11 protein-coding genes are annotated in these 16,370 nt (G+C 72.6%); 5 read left to right on the top strand and 6 right to left on the bottom strand.

Annotated features, from left to right (window positions below):
- Positions 1-28: 28 nt before the first annotated feature.
- Together ACIPSJ_RS23575 and ACIPSJ_RS23570 are read left to right on the top strand one after the other, a co-directional pair.
- The gene (locus tag ACIPSJ_RS23575; RefSeq protein WP_401348488.1) at positions 29-889 is read left to right on the top strand and encodes a hypothetical protein; all 861 of its coding nucleotides are present in this window, start codon (positions 29-31) and stop codon (positions 887-889) included.
- Between the two features lie 46 nt (positions 890-935).
- Positions 936-1,247 carry a hypothetical protein gene (locus ACIPSJ_RS23570; RefSeq protein WP_046730425.1) on the top strand — a complete coding sequence of 104 codons (312 nt, stop codon included), beginning with the start codon at positions 936-938 and terminating at the stop codon, positions 1,245-1,247.
- 80 nt (positions 1,248-1,327) lie between these two features.
- Here ACIPSJ_RS23570 and ACIPSJ_RS23565 read toward each other — a convergent pair whose 3' ends face one another.
- Genes ACIPSJ_RS23565 through ACIPSJ_RS23555 form a run of 3 tightly spaced genes read right to left on the bottom strand, consistent with a single transcriptional unit; the run spans position 1,328 to position 7,686 of the window.
- Positions 1,328-5,872, bottom strand: coding sequence for an FtsK/SpoIIIE domain-containing protein (locus ACIPSJ_RS23565; protein WP_401348486.1), 4,545 nt, complete (start codon positions 5,870-5,872; stop codon positions 1,328-1,330).
- Between the two features lie 60 nt (positions 5,873-5,932).
- Positions 5,933-7,117 carry a hypothetical protein gene (locus tag ACIPSJ_RS23560; protein WP_401348484.1) on the bottom strand — a complete coding sequence of 395 codons (1,185 nt, stop codon included), beginning with the start codon at positions 7,115-7,117 and terminating at the stop codon, positions 5,933-5,935.
- Positions 7,114-7,686: a sigma-70 family RNA polymerase sigma factor gene (locus ACIPSJ_RS23555; protein ID WP_359226008.1), complete on the bottom strand. Its 573-nt coding sequence runs from the start codon at positions 7,684-7,686 to the stop codon at positions 7,114-7,116. The genes ACIPSJ_RS23560 and ACIPSJ_RS23555 overlap by 4 nt, the downstream gene beginning before the upstream one ends.
- A gap of 314 nt (positions 7,687-8,000) precedes the next feature.
- Between ACIPSJ_RS23555 and ACIPSJ_RS23550 the strand changes: the two genes are divergently transcribed.
- Positions 8,001-8,957, top strand: coding sequence for a ricin-type beta-trefoil lectin domain protein (locus tag ACIPSJ_RS23550; RefSeq protein WP_401348482.1), 957 nt, complete (start codon positions 8,001-8,003; stop codon positions 8,955-8,957).
- A 10-nt stretch (positions 8,958-8,967) separates the two neighbouring features.
- Here ACIPSJ_RS23550 and ACIPSJ_RS23545 read toward each other — a convergent pair whose 3' ends face one another.
- Complete coding sequence (locus ACIPSJ_RS23545) at positions 8,968-9,630, bottom strand: polysaccharide lyase family 7 protein (protein WP_401348480.1); 663 nt, start codon at positions 9,628-9,630, stop codon at positions 8,968-8,970.
- A gap of 234 nt (positions 9,631-9,864) precedes the next feature.
- Here ACIPSJ_RS23545 and ACIPSJ_RS23540 point away from each other — a divergent pair, with 234 nt between their 5' ends.
- Together ACIPSJ_RS23540 and ACIPSJ_RS23535 are read left to right on the top strand one after the other, a co-directional pair.
- The gene (locus ACIPSJ_RS23540) at positions 9,865-12,183 is read left to right on the top strand and encodes a glycosyl hydrolase family 95 catalytic domain-containing protein (RefSeq protein ID WP_401348479.1); all 2,319 of its coding nucleotides are present in this window, start codon (positions 9,865-9,867) and stop codon (positions 12,181-12,183) included.
- Positions 12,184-12,208: 25 nt separating this feature from the next.
- Complete coding sequence (locus ACIPSJ_RS23535; RefSeq protein WP_359226001.1) at positions 12,209-14,104, top strand: glycoside hydrolase family 97 catalytic domain-containing protein; 1,896 nt, start codon at positions 12,209-12,211, stop codon at positions 14,102-14,104.
- A gap of 108 nt (positions 14,105-14,212) precedes the next feature.
- Here ACIPSJ_RS23535 and ACIPSJ_RS23530 read toward each other — a convergent pair whose 3' ends face one another.
- Both ACIPSJ_RS23530 and ACIPSJ_RS23525 read right to left on the bottom strand, forming a co-directional pair.
- Entirely contained in the window at positions 14,213-15,127 is a 915-nt protein-coding gene (locus tag ACIPSJ_RS23530) for a squalene/phytoene synthase family protein (protein WP_359225998.1), read from the bottom strand.
- A 51-nt stretch (positions 15,128-15,178) separates the two neighbouring features.
- Positions 15,179-16,132 carry an alpha/beta fold hydrolase gene (locus ACIPSJ_RS23525; RefSeq protein WP_401348476.1) on the bottom strand — a complete coding sequence of 318 codons (954 nt, stop codon included), beginning with the start codon at positions 16,130-16,132 and terminating at the stop codon, positions 15,179-15,181.
- Between the last annotated feature and the right edge of the window lie 238 nt (positions 16,133-16,370).

Below are 16,370 nucleotides of genomic sequence, written 5' to 3'. Positions count from 1 at the left end.
ACCGGAGTCCCGACGGGGAGGCCCAGGCATGGCCGATTCACTCAAAATCGAATACAACGTCCTGAACGACGCCAAGCGGGACCTGGAGACCCTGGCCGGCGACATCGGCCCGCTCCTCGACAACAGCACGTTCTCCCGGCTGGGCCAGACGGACTACGACGGCTACACCTCCAGCGACGCCCTGACGGTCCTCGGCGACCAGTCCCTGGCCGACGCGCTCTCGGGTTTCTACTCCAACGCCAGCAGCACCATGTCCCACGCGGACAAGGGACTCAAGGAACTGGCGGGCGCCTTCGGCTCGGTGGGCGAGGCGTTCCTGTCGTTCGACTCCGAACTGGCCCAGGGCATGGGCATCACGGGCAGCAACCTGGGCCTGCAGAACTACTTCCGGGACAAGGACCTGTGGGACTACAAGCAGTCCCACCTCGACCAGTGCGTGCCGGGACCGGACGGCACGATGCCGGACTTCTGCTCCGCGACCGACCCCGGCGACCCGCCGCTGGACCAGACGATCGACACCGCGCGGGGCAGCGTCCACACGCACCTCACGCTCGACGACCAGCGTCATGTGATCAAGGAGGAGTCGACCGTCACCTACGACGGCAAGACGTACACCTCGGTCACCAACTACTCCAGCGACGGCAACCACTACACCACCGACACCTCGTACCCGGACGGCAGCACCGTCCACTCGGAGACCAACCTCAACTCCGACGGCAGCGGCACGATGGTGACCACCGGCAGTGACGGCGACACCACCCAGTACACCCGTGGCCCCAAGGACGCCAACGGCAACCAGCCGGACTGGCAGCAGGTGGGCGGCAACACCGATGACGACGACGGCGGCGGCGGGAACGACGACTACAACTCCACGCCCGCCGCCTGGTGACCACCCCACAACCGCATCGCGACCGACAGGAACGGACAGGAACCCCATGGCCAGCTACAACGGCATCAACCTCGACTACCACAAGATCGAGGAGGTCGTGAGCCTGCTGCACGACGCCCACGAGAACCTGCTGCCGGTGCTCAGCAACCTGCGCAACCGGGTCAACACCCTCGTCGACGACGGCATGGTCTTCCAGCAGTCCAGCGAGGTCATCCGGACCACCTACAACAACTTCGACACCAGCCTGCTGGCCGCCGTGAAGGGCATCAACGACTTCTCGGAGATGTTCAACGGCATCAAGGAGAACGCCATCCAGTTCGACCAGGGCATCAGCAGCAGCCTTCAGAACAACTCGTAATCCCCCCGCATCCCCCGCGCCTACGGAAGGGGCCTTCCCGGACTCGCCGGGAAGGCCCCTTCCGCATGCCGCCGTGCGGGTCAGGCCCGCAGCGGGGTGAGCGGCACCTGGAGGGCCAGCAGCGTGCCGCCGGGACCGGCCGTCCACGCTCGGCTGGGATGCGTCGTCGCCCGCACCACACTGGGCATCAGCCGTACGCCCACCAGGTCGCCCTCGGTGAGGTTCTTCGGCGAGAGCAGCAGACCGCGCCGGGCCCGCCGGGCCGCGAGCGTCCAGCCGCTCATCCCGCTCTGGAAGCCCTCCGCCGAGGCCGCGTAGACCAGCCCGAGACCCTGGTCCCGGCCCGAGACGGCGATCTCCTTGAGGAGCTTGTCCGCCGCCGAGTTGGTGATCAGGTCGGCGTCGTCGATCATCACGACCCGCGGCCCCGGCAGGGCGTCCAGCGCCGCCCGCACGGTCTCCGCCGACGGGTCGTTCTCGGTGAGCACGGTGGCCGTGCCGTGCCGCTCCAGGGCGCGCAGTGGCGACTCGCGCGGGGTGAGGACCACCAGCGAGGTGCCGCCGGCCAGCAGCGACACGGCGATCGAGGCGAGCGCGTTGCTGCGGCCCGACCCGGCCGGGCCGAACACGCCGAACGCCGACGCGGAGCCCGCGAGGTCCGTGCCGACCGCACCGCCCTCGTCGCCACCGACCCCGAGCAGCCCCCACATCGGCCGCCGGTCGGTCGCGGCGACCTTCTCGTAGGCCTCCGCGAACTCCACCGAGCGCGGCAGCACCGCGACCTGGAACGGCCGCCGGGCGTCCGGGACCTGGGCGTCCCGCTTGCGGGCGCTCTCACCGATCGCCCGCAGCGCCTCGGCCTGCTCGGTGCCGCCACCGGTCGCCAGCAGCGCCACCTGGGTCTCGGTGCCGCTGAGCACGTGCCAGCCGCGGCCCGGCGGAATGTCGGCCGGGATCTTGTTCGGCATCATGCCGACGGCCTGGTAGTCACTGCGGTCGCCCTGCCGCAGCAGCAGCTTGTGGTCGTTGTGCGCGGCCATCCGCCCGCCCAGCAGCGAGCGTTCGGAGGTGGCGACGACATGGATGCCGGCGGCGGCGCCCTCGCGGATGAGCCGGGTCACCTCCTGCACCAGCTGGCCGTGGTCGTGCTCGTCGATGATGACCGAGAGCGAGTCCCAGCCGTCGATGAACAGCAGGATGTGCGCGGGCCGTTCGGCCTTCGGCAGCAGCTTGCGCAGCTCGGCGATGCCGGTCGCGCTGTGCGTCTGCGCCAGGTCCTGCCGCTCGGTCAGCTCCCGGTTCAGCCGGCGCAGCATCCGGCCGAGCCGCTCCAGGTCGTGCCGGGAGACCACACCGCCGCAGTGCGGCAGCGCCCCGAGGGCGGTCAGTCCGCCGCCGCCCGCGTCGATGCCGTAGATGTGCACGTCGGCGGTGCTCGCCGCGCGGGCCGCCGAACCGGCGATGGTCCGCAGCACCTGCGTACGGCCGGAGCGCGGGGCGCCGATCACGTACAGGTGCCCGAAGGTGGCCAGGTCGGCCACGGCGACCCGGCGCTGCTGGAGCTGCGGGACGTCCTCCAGGGCGTAGGGGATGACCAGCCGGCCCTCGCGGGTGGCGCCGAGTCCGTCCAGGTCGTCCAGGGTCAGTTCGCGCTGGAGCGGGGGCAGCCAGGGGCTGGGCTGCTGGGTGAAGTCGTCGAGCAGGTCGGCGGCGGTGCGGATCTCCTCGACCAGGACCTGGAGGTCGGTCGGGGCCGGGCCCTGGGCGGACGTGGTCGTCACCGTCCGCCGCTCGGCGGGCAGTTCGGCCGGGCGGCCGAGCGCGTCCCAGCCCACGTCCACCGCACGCACCGGCCTGCGCGGGCCCGCCGCCTCCGTCTCGGCCGTCGCGGCCGGGGTCTCCCGGGGCCGCTCCGCACCCACCCAGGCGGTCTGGAAGGGGTCCGCCTGCTTCGGCCCGCGCCGGACCAGGGCCCGGCCGGGGGTGGCGGAGGAGATGTCGACGGCGTCCTTGACGTCGATGATGTCCTGACTCTCGGTCATGTCCGTCACCCGCAGCGCGATCCGCAGGTTGGTGTTGGCGCGGATGTCACCGGTGACCACACCGGCCGGGCGCTGCGTGGCCAGGATCAGGTGGATGCCGAGCGAGCGGCCCCGCTGGGCGATGCTGATCAACCCGGGTACGAAGTCCGGGACTTCGCGGACCAGGGTGGCGAACTCGTCGATCACCAGCAGCAGCCGGGGCAGCGGGGCCAGCGACGGATCGGCGGCCCGCTTGGCCCGGTACTCGGGGTGGTCCTTGGCGTCGGCGGCGGCCAGCACCTGCTCACGGCGGCGCAGTTCGGCGCCGAGCGACTCCAGGGCCCGCTCCACGAGGTGGGCGTCGAGGTCGGTGACCATGCCGAGGGTGTGCGGCAGGTTGGCGCACTCCTTGAAGGCGCTGCCGCCCTTGTAGTCGACCAGCACGAAGGTGAGTTCGTCGGGCCGGTTGGCGGCGGCCAGCGAGGCCACGAACGTCTGCAGCAGCTCCGACTTGCCGGAACCCGTCGTACCGGCGACCAGGCCGTGCGGTCCGTCCTGCACCAGGTCCAGGGAGAGCGGCCCGTCGAATCCGGTGCCGATCAGGAAGGAGGTGGAGGCGGGCTCGGACTGCCAGCGCTCCCACAGCGCCTGCGCGTTGGGCGGCTCCTGCTCCAGCAGGTCGAGCAGGCGGACCCGCTGGGGGAGTCCGGCGTCGTGCTCGGGGCTGACGTCACGGATCGGGGCCAGGGCGCGGGAGAGCTGCTCGCACCACTCGGGGGAGACCCGGTCGGCGCGGACGGCGGGCAGGTCCGGCGCACCGGGCCGGCGCACGGTCAGCCGGCCGTCGGCCGCGAGGACGACCCCTGTGCTCTCCTCGGGCAGCAGCCGCTCCTGCTCGTCCAGACAGACACTGAAGATCCGCACCCGCGGGCCTTCCTTGAGCACCTGGACCATGCCGGGCACGTCGCGCAGCCGCCGCGCCCCGTCCGCGATCACCAGCACATCGGGGTCGGTGAAGACGACGTCCCGGTCGTTGCCGGCCTGCCGGCGGCGCGACTGCACCTGGGAGACCAGTTCGCTGATCCGGGCGGCGGTGGACTCGGGGTCGTTGCCGATCAGCACCACCGGCCCGGCGGCCGTACCGGGCTTGAGATGCGGCAGCCAGCGCGTCCACGCCCAGTTGGCCACCCGGTCCGGCTCGGTCAGGACCACGATCCTCAGGTCGCGCGGGCTGTGCAGCACGCCCGCCTGCGCCACCAGCCAGCGGGCCAGCGGCTGCACCTCGGCGGCCGGACCCGCGATGCCCACCACGCCATGGGCGGTGATGTCGACGCCGATCGGCGTGTCGGGGATGTTCCAGCGGATCGAGCGGTGGTTCTCGTCCCGTGCCGGATCCTCCAGCTCCCGTACCGACGGCTGGTCCACCGTGCCCAGGCGCAGCACCAGGTGGTCCGGGTCGCGGCGGCGCCGCTCCCAGAGCCGGCCGCCGGGCCCGGTCGCGATCAGGGCGACGGCGGCCGGGTCCGGGCCGGTCTTGTCGCGTACCCGGCGCTCGCCCACCACCGCGTCCCGGACCTGCTCCTCCAGGACGTCACGGCGCCGCTCGTAGGCCGCGTCCGACTCCAGGAACTGCTTGCGGGCCGCCCGCCGGCCGGTCGCCCAGTTCGACAGCATCATCATCGGGCTGAGGAACAGGAACACCAGGAAGTAGTACGACTTGAAGATGCTGACCATGAACAGACCGAGGACGATCGGGGAGATCATCATCACGGTCGGGAACGGCCGCTTCTGCGGCGGCGACGGCGGCTGCGGCAGCCGGACCCGCTCGGCGTCCAGGTGCGGGGCGATGCGCGGCGGCCGGTTGTAGTCCACGCCGTAGCCGTCGGCGGACGGGGTGACGGCGGCGTCCGGCTCGACGGGCGCGGTCATCCGCAGGAGCAACGGGCCGACGGTGAGATCCTCCCCGGCCGGCCACGGCACCGGGCCGGGCCCCGCCGGGCGTTCGCGCGGCGGCTGGGGGCGCGGGCGGCGCAGCTGGGTGATGGCGTCGTCCGGCGGCGGTGAGGCCAGCCGGGCCCGGACCGCGGCCTCGGGGTCGGCGTCGATGCGCTGCCAGGCCGCGGTGCCGTCCGCGCCGACCGTCACCCACAGCCCGGACTCGGGCACCCCGTCGGCGGGGTCGAGCCGCAGGGCGCACAGCGGGTCGGTGCCGATCTCGTGGCTGCCCGGCGCGAGCCGCCAGGTACGGCCGGCACCCGGCCCCGAGACGAGGTGCACCTCGGCGAGCACACCGTCCCGCTCGCCGTCGTCATGGACCCGGACCAGGTCGGCCGGGCGCGCCGGACCGCCGAGCCCGAGCAGCCCGCCGTCGTGGACCCCGCTGCCGGACACCGGTGCGGCGGGGTCGAGCCGGTGGTCCCCGGCGTAGAGGCCGCGCGTGTGCGGCGCGCCGGCCGTCGCCCAGTCCGCGCCGCCGGTGGCGGCGTCCTCGTCCTGGGAGAGGGCGGCGGCGAGATCGCCGACGGTGGCGTTCGAGGGCAGCCGGACCTGGTGGTCGCGGCGCTGTCCGTCCGTGGCGTCCACGGTGGTGATGGTGAGGTTCACGGCTCCCAGCCGGGCGGTCGTTCGTACGGGATCGGGGGACGGGTACGGCGGTCGGGGCGGCTACGGCGCCTGCGGCGAGGTCGCGGAGACGCCGGCCGTTTCGGAGGTGCTCGGTTCCGCGAAGTCGTCGTCGTCGTCGCCGTCGACGGCCGCGGCCGGAGCCGGGACCGGTGCGGCGGCGGGTGCGGGCTCGGGGGCCGGCCGGGTCGCGGAGACACCGGTCGGCTGGGCGGCGGGGGCCGCGCCGGCGTCGAGGTCCGGCTCGTCCGGCAGCAGGTCGGGGTCGGCGACGGGCGTGACGTCCGCCGGGCGCGCGGCCTCCTCGTCCGGCAGGCCGGGGCCCGGCGGCAGGACGGCCAGCGTCCGGGCGACGGCCCGGGACAGCGGCAGTACGTCGACGCGGGCGGCGGCGGGCGCGCCGTGCACGGTGAGCATCGCGTCCGGCGCGATCTCAAGGAGCCGGGTCCGGCCCCGGGCGACCCCGAGGCTCAGCAGCCGCACACCGGACGGCAGCGCCCGCTCCAACGGCTCGGCGCACACCGCGACCTCGACGCCGGGCTGCCCGACGGCCGCCGCGGCCGGCAGCCCCGGATGCCGGGGATGCACCCCGGCGCCGATGGCGACCCGGCCCTCGGGCAGCCGGGCGTCCAGCTGGGCCGCGAGCGCCTGGAGCACGGCACGGGTGGTACGGGCGGCGCGAGCGGGGCCGTACACCGAGAGTGCGGGCGGCCCGGAGCGCACGTCGAGCAGCACGGCGTGCCCCAGGTCGTGCCCCACGCAGACCAGCAGCGGTGCGACGGACTCCTCGGGCTCGTCCGTCAGGTCGGAGCGGTCGATCCACCACAGGCGCGGGTCGCTCTCGTCCGCCGCCCAGGGCTCGGGCGGCTCGCGCAGGGCCTCGCCGTCCGCCGCGACCAGCACGCCCAGCCACTCGGGTCCGGCCAGCACACCGTACGGCCGGACCCCGGGGCGGACGGCCGCGGCCAGCGCGGTGGCCCGCTCGGCGTCGGCCCACACGGCCGGGTCGCGCAGCAGCCGTACCAGCAGGCGCAGGCCGCGCCGGTAGCGCAGCTCCGTGCGCACCGGCCCGGTGAACGCCCGGACGGTGAGGGTGATCTCGCGGCCGAGGCGGCGCCACAGGGCCTTCCAGCCGCCGCCGCGCCGCACCAGCCAGTGCGTGACGGCGAGCACCAGGACCAGGACGCCGACGAGGCCGAGCAGGGTGGTGATGGTGTCGGAGGTCATCGCGTCTCTTTCCGGAGATGCTCGGCCCCGGCCGGGCGGAAGCCGTGGGATTCGAGGGTGGCGCGCAGTGCGCGGATGCCGTGGTGGGTACGGGACTTGACCGTGCCCGGGGGCAGCCCGAGCCGGCGGGCCACGTCTTCGCCCGGCTGCCCCAGCAGATGGACCCGGGCGACCGCTTCGCGGTGCGCCGGGGTGAGGGTGCGCAGCGCGGAGACCAGGACCCGGCGGTCGCCGATCTGTTCGGCGTGGTCGGGCACCGGCGCCGGCATGGCCGGGCCGAAGTCCGCCGCCGTGATGCCCACCGGAACGCTCCGGTCCCGGCGCCGTCCGTCGACCACCAGGTTGCGGGCCACCCGGAACAGCCACAGCCGGATGGGCCGGTCCCGCCAGTCCAGCCGGTCGGCCGACTGCCAGGCCCGCAACAGGGTTTCCTGGACGACGTCCTCCGCGCCGTGGGGGTCGCGCCCCATCAGGCCGGTCACGAAGCGGCGCAGACTGTCGCGCTCCGCGAGAAGGAGGCCGAGCGTCCGGTCCGCGCCGTCGGCGCGGTCATGGTCGATGAGGCTCACGGCCTCCGCCTTCCGGTGTCGGGTGGTGCTGTGGTGCTGTGTGCTGCCGTGGGGGTGTGGAGCGATGGGCAGGGGGTGTGGTGAATCGCTTCAGTGGCGAACGCTAGCGCGAAAGACGGAAGTTCCCGAAGTCGCCCTTGCCGCGCACTTCAACAAATTCGTCACAGCCAACTCCGCATAGGTGGACGGAAGGTGACGTTCGGAGGGATCTTCGTGGGCGGGCGCGCGGTACGGCGCCGTCCCTTGGTTACTGTTCCTGTGCCCCCGCTTGTCCCGGGCGCTCCGAGACCTTCACGAGACCCGCAGGAGACGACGTGCCGCCCCTTCGCAAACCCCGGCCCTCGGCGGAACGGCCCGGCACCCCGGCGGGACGATTCAGCGACACCTTCGCCCGCCGCCCCGCCACGCCCCGCCGCGGGCTCGTGCCGGGCGTGCGGGTGTGGGCGACCGTCGGCGCGGCGGCCGGACTCACCGTGGTCACCGCCCTGGCCGTACCGCTGCTGAGCCGGGTGGACCTCTTCCCGGACCCGGACTCCACGACGGCCGCCGCGGTGGCGGCGGGGGAGCCCACCACCCTGTCCGCGACCTCCGAGTCCCCCTCGGCCTCCCCGTCGTCGCCGAAGCCCTCGCACACGCCGTCCCACCGGCCCGCGAAGGACACCTCCGGCGGTTCCGGGTCGGCCGGCGGCACCGGCACCGGCTCGACCGGACAGCAGTCCGGCGGCGGGTCGGTCGGCTCGGGTTCCGGCTCGGGCTCGGGTTCGGGTTCGGGTGCGAACTCGGGCTCCACGTCCTCGGGTACGAAGTCCGGCGGTACCAAGTCCTCCTCGTCCGGGTCGTCCTCCTCCGGCTCCTCCTCGTCCAGCGGCGGCAGCAAGTCCACCACCGTCGCCGGCGTGAAGCTGATCGGCACCGGATCGGGCCGGTGCGTCGACGTGACGGGCGGGGGCGGGGACGGCACCCGGCTGCAGATCGCGGACTGCTCGGGCGCCGCCCGGCAGAAGTGGGTCTTCCAGTCGGACGGCACCATCCGCTCGCTCGGTCTGTGCATGGACCTGGCCTGGGGCAACACCGCCGACGGCACCGCGATCCAGGTCGCCAACTGCAGCGGCAACCGCGCCCAGCTGTTCTACCTCAGCTCGGCCGGCGACCTGGTCAGCGCCCTCGCCGACAAGTGCGTCGACGTCACCGACAACGCCACGGCCAGCGGCACCAAGCTCCAGCTGTGGACCTGCGCGGGCACCAGCAACCAGAAGTGGCGCAAGGGCTGACGGCGGCAGGTCACCTCGTCCAGTAGCGGAGGTTGCGGAAACGGGCCTCCGCCCGGCCGGAACCGTGGTTGTACACGCCGTTCTTGAAGTAGCGGGTCGCCGGGCCCCGGTCGTCCACCGTCAGGACGAGGGAGTCGTCGAAGTAGACCCGGACGGTGCCGGTCCCGGTGCTCGCCTCGTGCGCGATCTTCACGTTGAACCAGGTGTCGTACGCGCCGGTGCGGAGGACCGTGCCGTCGTACCGGCGGACGGTGCCGCCGCCGGTGTCGTACACGTTGAGCATGATGTCGGTGGCCGGGGTGCCCGACGGGTGGACGCTGCGCAGGATCTGCACGAAGGACGCGCCGTCGGTGCCGGACGGCAGGTACACGTCGGCGTCCCACAGGTGGCTGCCGGTGCTGTAGTCGACCTTCCAGCGCATCTCGGTGCGCGGGTCGGTGTCGCTGCCCTCCTCGAACGGCTCGTCGGTGGCGTACACCCACATGCGGTGCACCCCGTCGGCATAGCTGTGCCGGTCGGCGAGGCCGAGGTTCCAGGGCTTCTGCCAGCTGTAGGTGAACGAGGTCTGCGTCCAGCCGTCGGTCGGGTCGGCCGCCGCGACGGCGACGCCCGTGGTCAGCGGGAGGGTGAACAGCGCTCCGGCGCCGGCCCGTAAGACGGATCTCCGGTTCATCGAGGGTCCTTTCCGGTGAGGAGGTGCGGGCGGAAACGCAGGCAACCTCAATACATCGGAGGAGTCAAGAACTTGAGTGATGGTTATTGATGTGAACGCTCAGCTCAGAAGCTGATTCTGCCCCAAGTCGGCCCAATCCTCGCACTGTTGGGGTTGTTGACAGGTGTACGCCGGATCCCTAGGTTCCCCGATACACCCGATGTATCGATGATCCGTCAGGTCTGGAGGACGACGATGACCTCGCAGCCGGAAAACCGTTCACCGATGCCCCGCCGAGCCGTGCTCGGCACCGCCCTCGGCGGCGCCGCGGTCGCGGCCCTGCCCACGACCGCCCGTGCGGCACCGGCGGAACCGGCCGACGCCGTGGCCGCCGCCGGGCGCCGCCCCTGGACACTCCGCGACACCATGACCACCGACGGCGCCTGGGACCGCTTCCTGCGCGGCCAGGACCTGCTGTGGAGCAGACTTCCCACCCTCTGGTACGAGGGGCCGTTCCTCGGCGACGGGCTGCTCGGCAGCATGATCTACCAGGAACCGGGCGCCAACCAGGTCCGTTTCACCGTGCAGCACGGCCGGGTCCAGGACCACCGGCCGCAGTTCGGGAGCGGCTGGGGCACCGCCCGCCTCCCGGTCGGCCACCTCACCCTCGAACCGGTCGGCACCATCACCGCCGTCGACTGGCGCCTCAGCCTGTGGAACGCCGAACTCACCGGCACCGTCACCACCACCGCCGGCACCCTCACCCTCGCCGCCCTCATCCACGACGAGGTGCTCGCCGTCCGCGCCACGGCCGCCGGCGGCGAACAGGTCAGCTGGACCTTCCACCCGGAGGAGGCCATCAGCCCCCGGAAGATCCAGGAGTCACCGCCCGCCGGATACACCGCCAACCCGCCCTGGACGACCCGGACCACGGCCGACGGCACCGAGCAGGTGCTCCAGCCCCTCACCGGCGGCGGCCAGACGGCCACCTCCTACCGCCGCACCGGCGACGAACTGCTCCTGAGCGTCGGCCACAGCTTCCCCTCGGACACGGCCGCCGAGGCCGACTCCCGGCGGAACCTGCGAAGTGCCATGTCATACAGCACACTCAGACGGCGCCACACCCGCTGGTGGCACGCCTTCTACCGCAAGAGCTTCGTCTCCTTCCCCGACCAGCGCCTGCAGAGCTTCCACTGGATCCAGCTCTACAAGGTCGCCTCGGCCAGCCGCGCCGACGGCCCGGTCATGGCCACCCCCGGCCCCTGGCTGGAACCCACCCCCTGGCCCGCCGTCTGGTGGAACCTCAACGTCCAGCTCGAGTACTGGCTCATCCACGCCTTCAACCACCCGGAACTGGACTCCCTCGCCACCACCCTGCGCCAGAGCCAGGAACAGCTCACCGCCAACGTCCCCGCCGCCTACCGGACGGACAGCTCCGGCATCGGCCGCAGCTCCGACATGTTCGCCAACCGCGAGGTGGGGCAACCGGGAACCGGCGCCGAGACCGGCGACCTCACCTGGGCGCTGCACAACGTCTGGCTGTCGTACCGCCATTCCATGGACAAGTCGCTGCTCCGCGACACGATCTACCCGCTGCTGCGCCGCACGATCAACTACTACCGGCACTTCCTCACCCCGGGCAGCGACGGCAAGCTGCACCTGCCGAGCACGCTCTCGCCCGAGTACCCGATCGTCCCGCCGCAGGACACCAACTACGACCTCGCCCTGATCCGCTGGGGCTGCCAGACCCTCCTCGACTCCGCCGAACTGCTCGGCATCGACGACGAGTTGAAGCCACGCTGGCAGGAGGTGCTGGCCCGGCTCACCCCGTACCCGGTCGACGACAACGGCTTCATGATCGGCGCCGACACCCCGTACGCGCAGTCCCACCGGCACTACTCGCACCTGCTGATGGTGTACCCGCTGTACCTCGTCAACTGGGACCAGCCCGAGAACCGCGACCTGATCACCCGGTCCGTCGTCCACTGGCACGCGCTGACCGGCGCCCACCGCGGCTACAGCTACACCGGCGCCGCCTCGATGTACGCGATGACCGGCGACGGCGACACCGCCATCGGCTACCTGCGGAAGTTCTTCGACCCCGGCACCCGCTACCCCTGCCGGGCCAACACCCACTACACCGAGGCCGGTCCGGTCATCGAGACCCCGCTGTCCGCCTCGCAGTCCCTGCACGACATGTTCTGCCAGAGCTGGGGCGGGATCGTCCGGGTCTTCCCTGCCGTCCCCACCGCCTGGGCGGACCTCACCCTGCACAACTTCCGTACCCAGGGCGCCTTCCTGGTCAGCGCGGTACGGAAGGCGGGCAGTACCCGGTTCATCCGGATCCGCAGCCTGGCCGGTGAGCCGCTGAAGCTCCGGCACGGCCTGACCGGCCGGCTCACCGTCCTGCTCGACGACGGCACCCCGGCCCGCACCCACGACCTGGGCGACGGCACCCTCGCCATCGACCTGCCGCGCGACCGCGAGGTCCTCGTGCACTCCGGCTCCCGCCCCGACCTCGCCATCGCACCCGTCGCCGTCAGCGAACCGGGCGCGGCGTGGGGACTGCCGTAACCACCGACCGTAAGGCAGGGTTCTCATGGCTGTTCCACTCAGAAGAACCGTCGTCGCGGCGCTCTGCGCCGGGCTGGCGGCCGCCTTTCTCACCACCGCGCCCGCACGGGCCGGCCAGCCCCGGCCGCACGACTGGACCGTGTCCGAAGCCGCACACGCACCCCGCGCCCGGATCTCCCTGGACGACACGACCGGCACACTGAGCCTCTCGGTCACCCGTGACGGCGGTACGGTCATCGAGCCGTCCCCCCTCGGCATCGTCACCGAACAGGCCGATCTCTCCCAGGGGCTGCGCTTCCTGCACCGCAAGGACCGTACGGTCGACGAGCGTTACCGGGCGAAGTCCGGCAAACGCCTGGACCGCAGGGTGCACATGGACGAGACCCGGCTGTCCTTCGCCACCGCCGCCGGCGCCCGCCTCGACCTCGTCGTCCGCGCCTCGGCCGACGGCATCGCCTACCGGTACGTACTGCCCACCGGATACGGCGACGTCCTCGGCGAGACCTCCGCCTTCAACCTCCCGGCGGACGCGGGAGCATGGCTGAGCACCTACCGGGTCGACAACGAGGGCCAGTTCAACCAGTACACCGCCGCCACCGCCCCCACCGCCGCGTACTCGGACCAGGCCCTCTTCTCGACAGCGGGCGGCTACACCCTGCTCGCCGAGTCCGGCCTCGACGGCACCTACTCCGGCGCCCGGCTCGCCCACACCCAGGGCACCGGCACCTACCGCGTCCAGCTCGCCGACGCCCAGGTGCACACCGACGGCCCTCTCGCCACCCCCTGGCGGGCCATGATCACCGGCGACCTCGCCACCCTCACCCGGTCCACCTTCACCGACGACCTCGCCCCCGCCTCCAAGGTCGCCGACACCTCCTGGATCCGCCCGGGCACGGTGCTGTGGACCTGGCTGGCCGGCGGCCGCACGGCGGGCCAGAGCCTCGACGCGCAGAAGGCGTACGTCGACTACGCGGCCCAGCACCACTGGCCCTACGAGGCGGTCGACTCCGGCTGGTACTTCAAGAAGGACGAGTGGGACGTCACCGACCCCGACTGGCAGACGAACAGCTGGATGCCCGAACTCGTCGACTACGCGCGCGCCAAGGGCGTCGGGATCATCGTCTGGATCCACCAGCGCGACCTCGACACCCCCGAGGAACGAGCGCAGTGGCTGCCCACGCTGGAACGCTGGGGCGTCAAGGGCGTGAAGATCGACTTCATGAACTCCGAGGCGCAGTCCATGTTCCAGTGGTACGACACCATCCTCGCCGAGACCGCCGCACACCACCTCATGGTCGACTTCCACGGCGCCACCGTGCCCAAGGGCATCCAGCGCACCTGGCCCCAGGTGATGACCATGGAGGCCGTCGGCGGCGAGGAGAAGCGCACCAACACCGCCACCCACCTCACCACCCTGCCCTTCACCCGCAACGTCATCGGCTCCATGGACTTCACCCCCGGCGGCTTCCAGCGCGTCGGCCAGCGCCCCAACTCCGACGCGGCCGAGGTCGGGCTCACCGTCGCCTACGAGTCGGGGCTGCAGATGTTCGCGGGCACCCCCGAGTCGTACGACGCCCGGCCGCTCGCCCGGGACTTCCTCGACCAGGAACCCGCCGCCTGGGACGACACCCGGCTGCTGGCGGGCAGCCCGGGCCAGGAAGCCGTCCTCGCCCGCCGCAGCGGGGACCGCTGGTTCCTGGGCGGGGTGTACGCGGGCGCCGCCCGCACGGCCACGGTGCCGCTGACCCTCGGCCACGGCCGGTGGCTGGTGGAGACCGTCCGGGACGGCGCCGACGGCCTCGTCCAGGACCGCCAAGTCCTCAACGGCGGCGACGAGTTCACTGTCGACGTCGTCGCCAACGGCGGCTTCGCCGGGATCGCCTGCCGCTGGCACCCGGGCGTCACCACCTGCTACCGCTGAACATGGGCGCCGTTGCCGGAGACCGTCACGGTCTCCGGCAACGGGTCGGCACGGAGGAGGAGTTCATCGCCGAAGGGCGTGGTGGGCGACGCGGAATGACGGCGGCGGTCAGCGGCGTGCCGTCCGGGCGTCGCGGCGGGCGGCCAGCAGCACCTTGAGGGTGCCCGGCAGGGACGGGGACGCCGAGCCGCGCAGCACCCCGGCGCCGCGCGCGAGCACCGCCTCGGCGGTGAGCAGCTCGATCTCGATCAGGGCGCCGACCATCGGCCGGCCGGCGGCCGGGACCAGGTCGAGGAGGTCGCGGGCCGCGCGCAGGTCGGCCCGGGCGGCCTCGGTCTCGTGCTCCACGAGCGACCGGACGGCGGGGGTCGCGTGGCCCGCCGCGAGGTCGTCCTCCGTGACCGAGAAGCGCTTGAGGGTCTCCGCCGGGATGCCCGGCCGCCCCTCCCGCAGGTCCTCGGCGAGGTCGTTGACGAAGTCCAGCCGCTGGCTGCCGTCGATGAAGGTGCGGCACCCGGCGTGGAACGCGCCGTCGGGGTCGGTCTCGGGGCCGATCAGCGCCGCGACCAGGAGGAAGGCCGGAAGCGAGTAGGCGTCCAGGTAGGCCTGGTAGTCGGCCTCGGTGGCGAACCCGGTGAACTCCAGGTCGACGGTGGCGGTGGCCATGAACGACTCCACGAGCCCCCGGTGCCGGGGGTGCGCGGCGACCGTGTGCAGCAGGGTGCGGAGCAGGGGATCGTCGGTCGTCCCCGTCTCCAGGGCCGCGCGCACCCGCTGTTCCCAGGCGGTCCAGGCCGCCGCCCGCTGCGGTTTCGGACCGGTGTCCAGGAGGTCGTCGCCGTGGTGCATCAGGGCCGTGGCGCCCAGGACATGGGGCAGCACCGCCGGTGGCAGCAGCATCCGGCAGGCCAGGTAGGCGCTGCGGCGGTACTGCCGCACCACGCGTCGCTGCATGCTGAAGTCCCGGCGCAGCTCCGGCTCCCGGACACCGGCCGCGGTCAGGCTCTGGTTCCACGTACTCACGGGATGATCGTAGAGGTACGCGGAGACCACGAGCCCGACCGCGGAGGGGCCTCAGGTGAGGGAGTTGAGGAACTCGACGAGCACCGCGTTCACTTCATCGGGCCGTTCCTGCTGGGTCCAGTGTCCGCAGCCCGCCAGTTCGAGGGGCTCGCGCACCAGGTTCGGCATCAGCCGGGGCAGCTGCGCGATGAGTTCGGGGGTGCCGGGGAACGCCGGGACCACGTCGCGGTCGCCGTAGACGTACAGCGCGGGCGGGGTGACGATCGCGTCCTGCCAGGGAGCGGTCAGTTCCCAGTTGCGATCGAGATTGCGGTACCAGTTGAGCGCCCCGGTGAAGCCCTGGGAGAAGCTCTCGGTGAGGGCGTCCAGGTCCGCCTCGGTGAGCCACTCGGGCAGTTTCTCGGGCTCCGGCATGTCCGCGAGCCAGCCGCGCTCGGGGTCGACGAGCGGCTGCGCGATCTCGCCGCCGTCGCCGGCCGCCATGGTGAGGAACTTCCGCAGCGTGGTGCGGGTGTCACGGGCGAACTCGGCGTCCGCGACGCCCGGGAGGTTGAAGTAGTTCCAGTAGAAGTGGCCGCCGAACAGCTTGTTCATGGCCTGCAGCGGCGGCTCCGCCCCCCGGAACGGCGGCGGCACGCTCAGCCCGGCCACCCCGCGCACCAGGTCGGGCCGGAACAGCGCGGTGTGCCAGGCGACCGGAGCACCCCAGTCGTGCCCGACGACGAACGCCTGCTCCTCGCCCAACTCCCGGATCAGCCCGACGACATCACCGACGAGGTGGAAGATGCTGTACGCGTCGACATCCTCCGGGTGGTCGCTGCCGCCGTACCCGCGCTGGTCGGGTGCGACCACGTGGTAGCCGGCCGCGGCCAGCGGGCCGAACTGGTGCTGCCAGGAGTGCCAGGATTCGGGGAAGCCGTGCAGCAGCACGACCAGCGGGCCGGAGCCCTCCTCGGCGATGTGCAGCCGGATTCCGTTCACGTCGATCGTTCGATGCTGAACCATGTGCACGAGCGTACGCGCAATGATCTTCGGCCACCGGGTCCGGCTCCGGCAAGGGGGCGGATCAGGACACCCGCCCGGGCGCGGCGGTCCCGAGCGCCCGGCCCGGGCACACGGCCTCGCGACCGGAACGCCGTAGACCTGTCAGAACGCGGACCGTCCGCTCCGTCCTGCGTGAGGTAAGCGAGCTGGTCCGGTCCGGTCTGACGGACCGGACCGGACCGACGGCGGCCCCGGCGCG

This window comes from Streptomyces sp. NPDC090088, from assembly GCF_044747345.1.
Taxonomy (GTDB): Bacteria; Actinomycetota; Actinomycetes; order Streptomycetales; family Streptomycetaceae; genus Streptomyces.
This window is presented reverse-complemented; position numbering and strand designations above follow the sequence as displayed.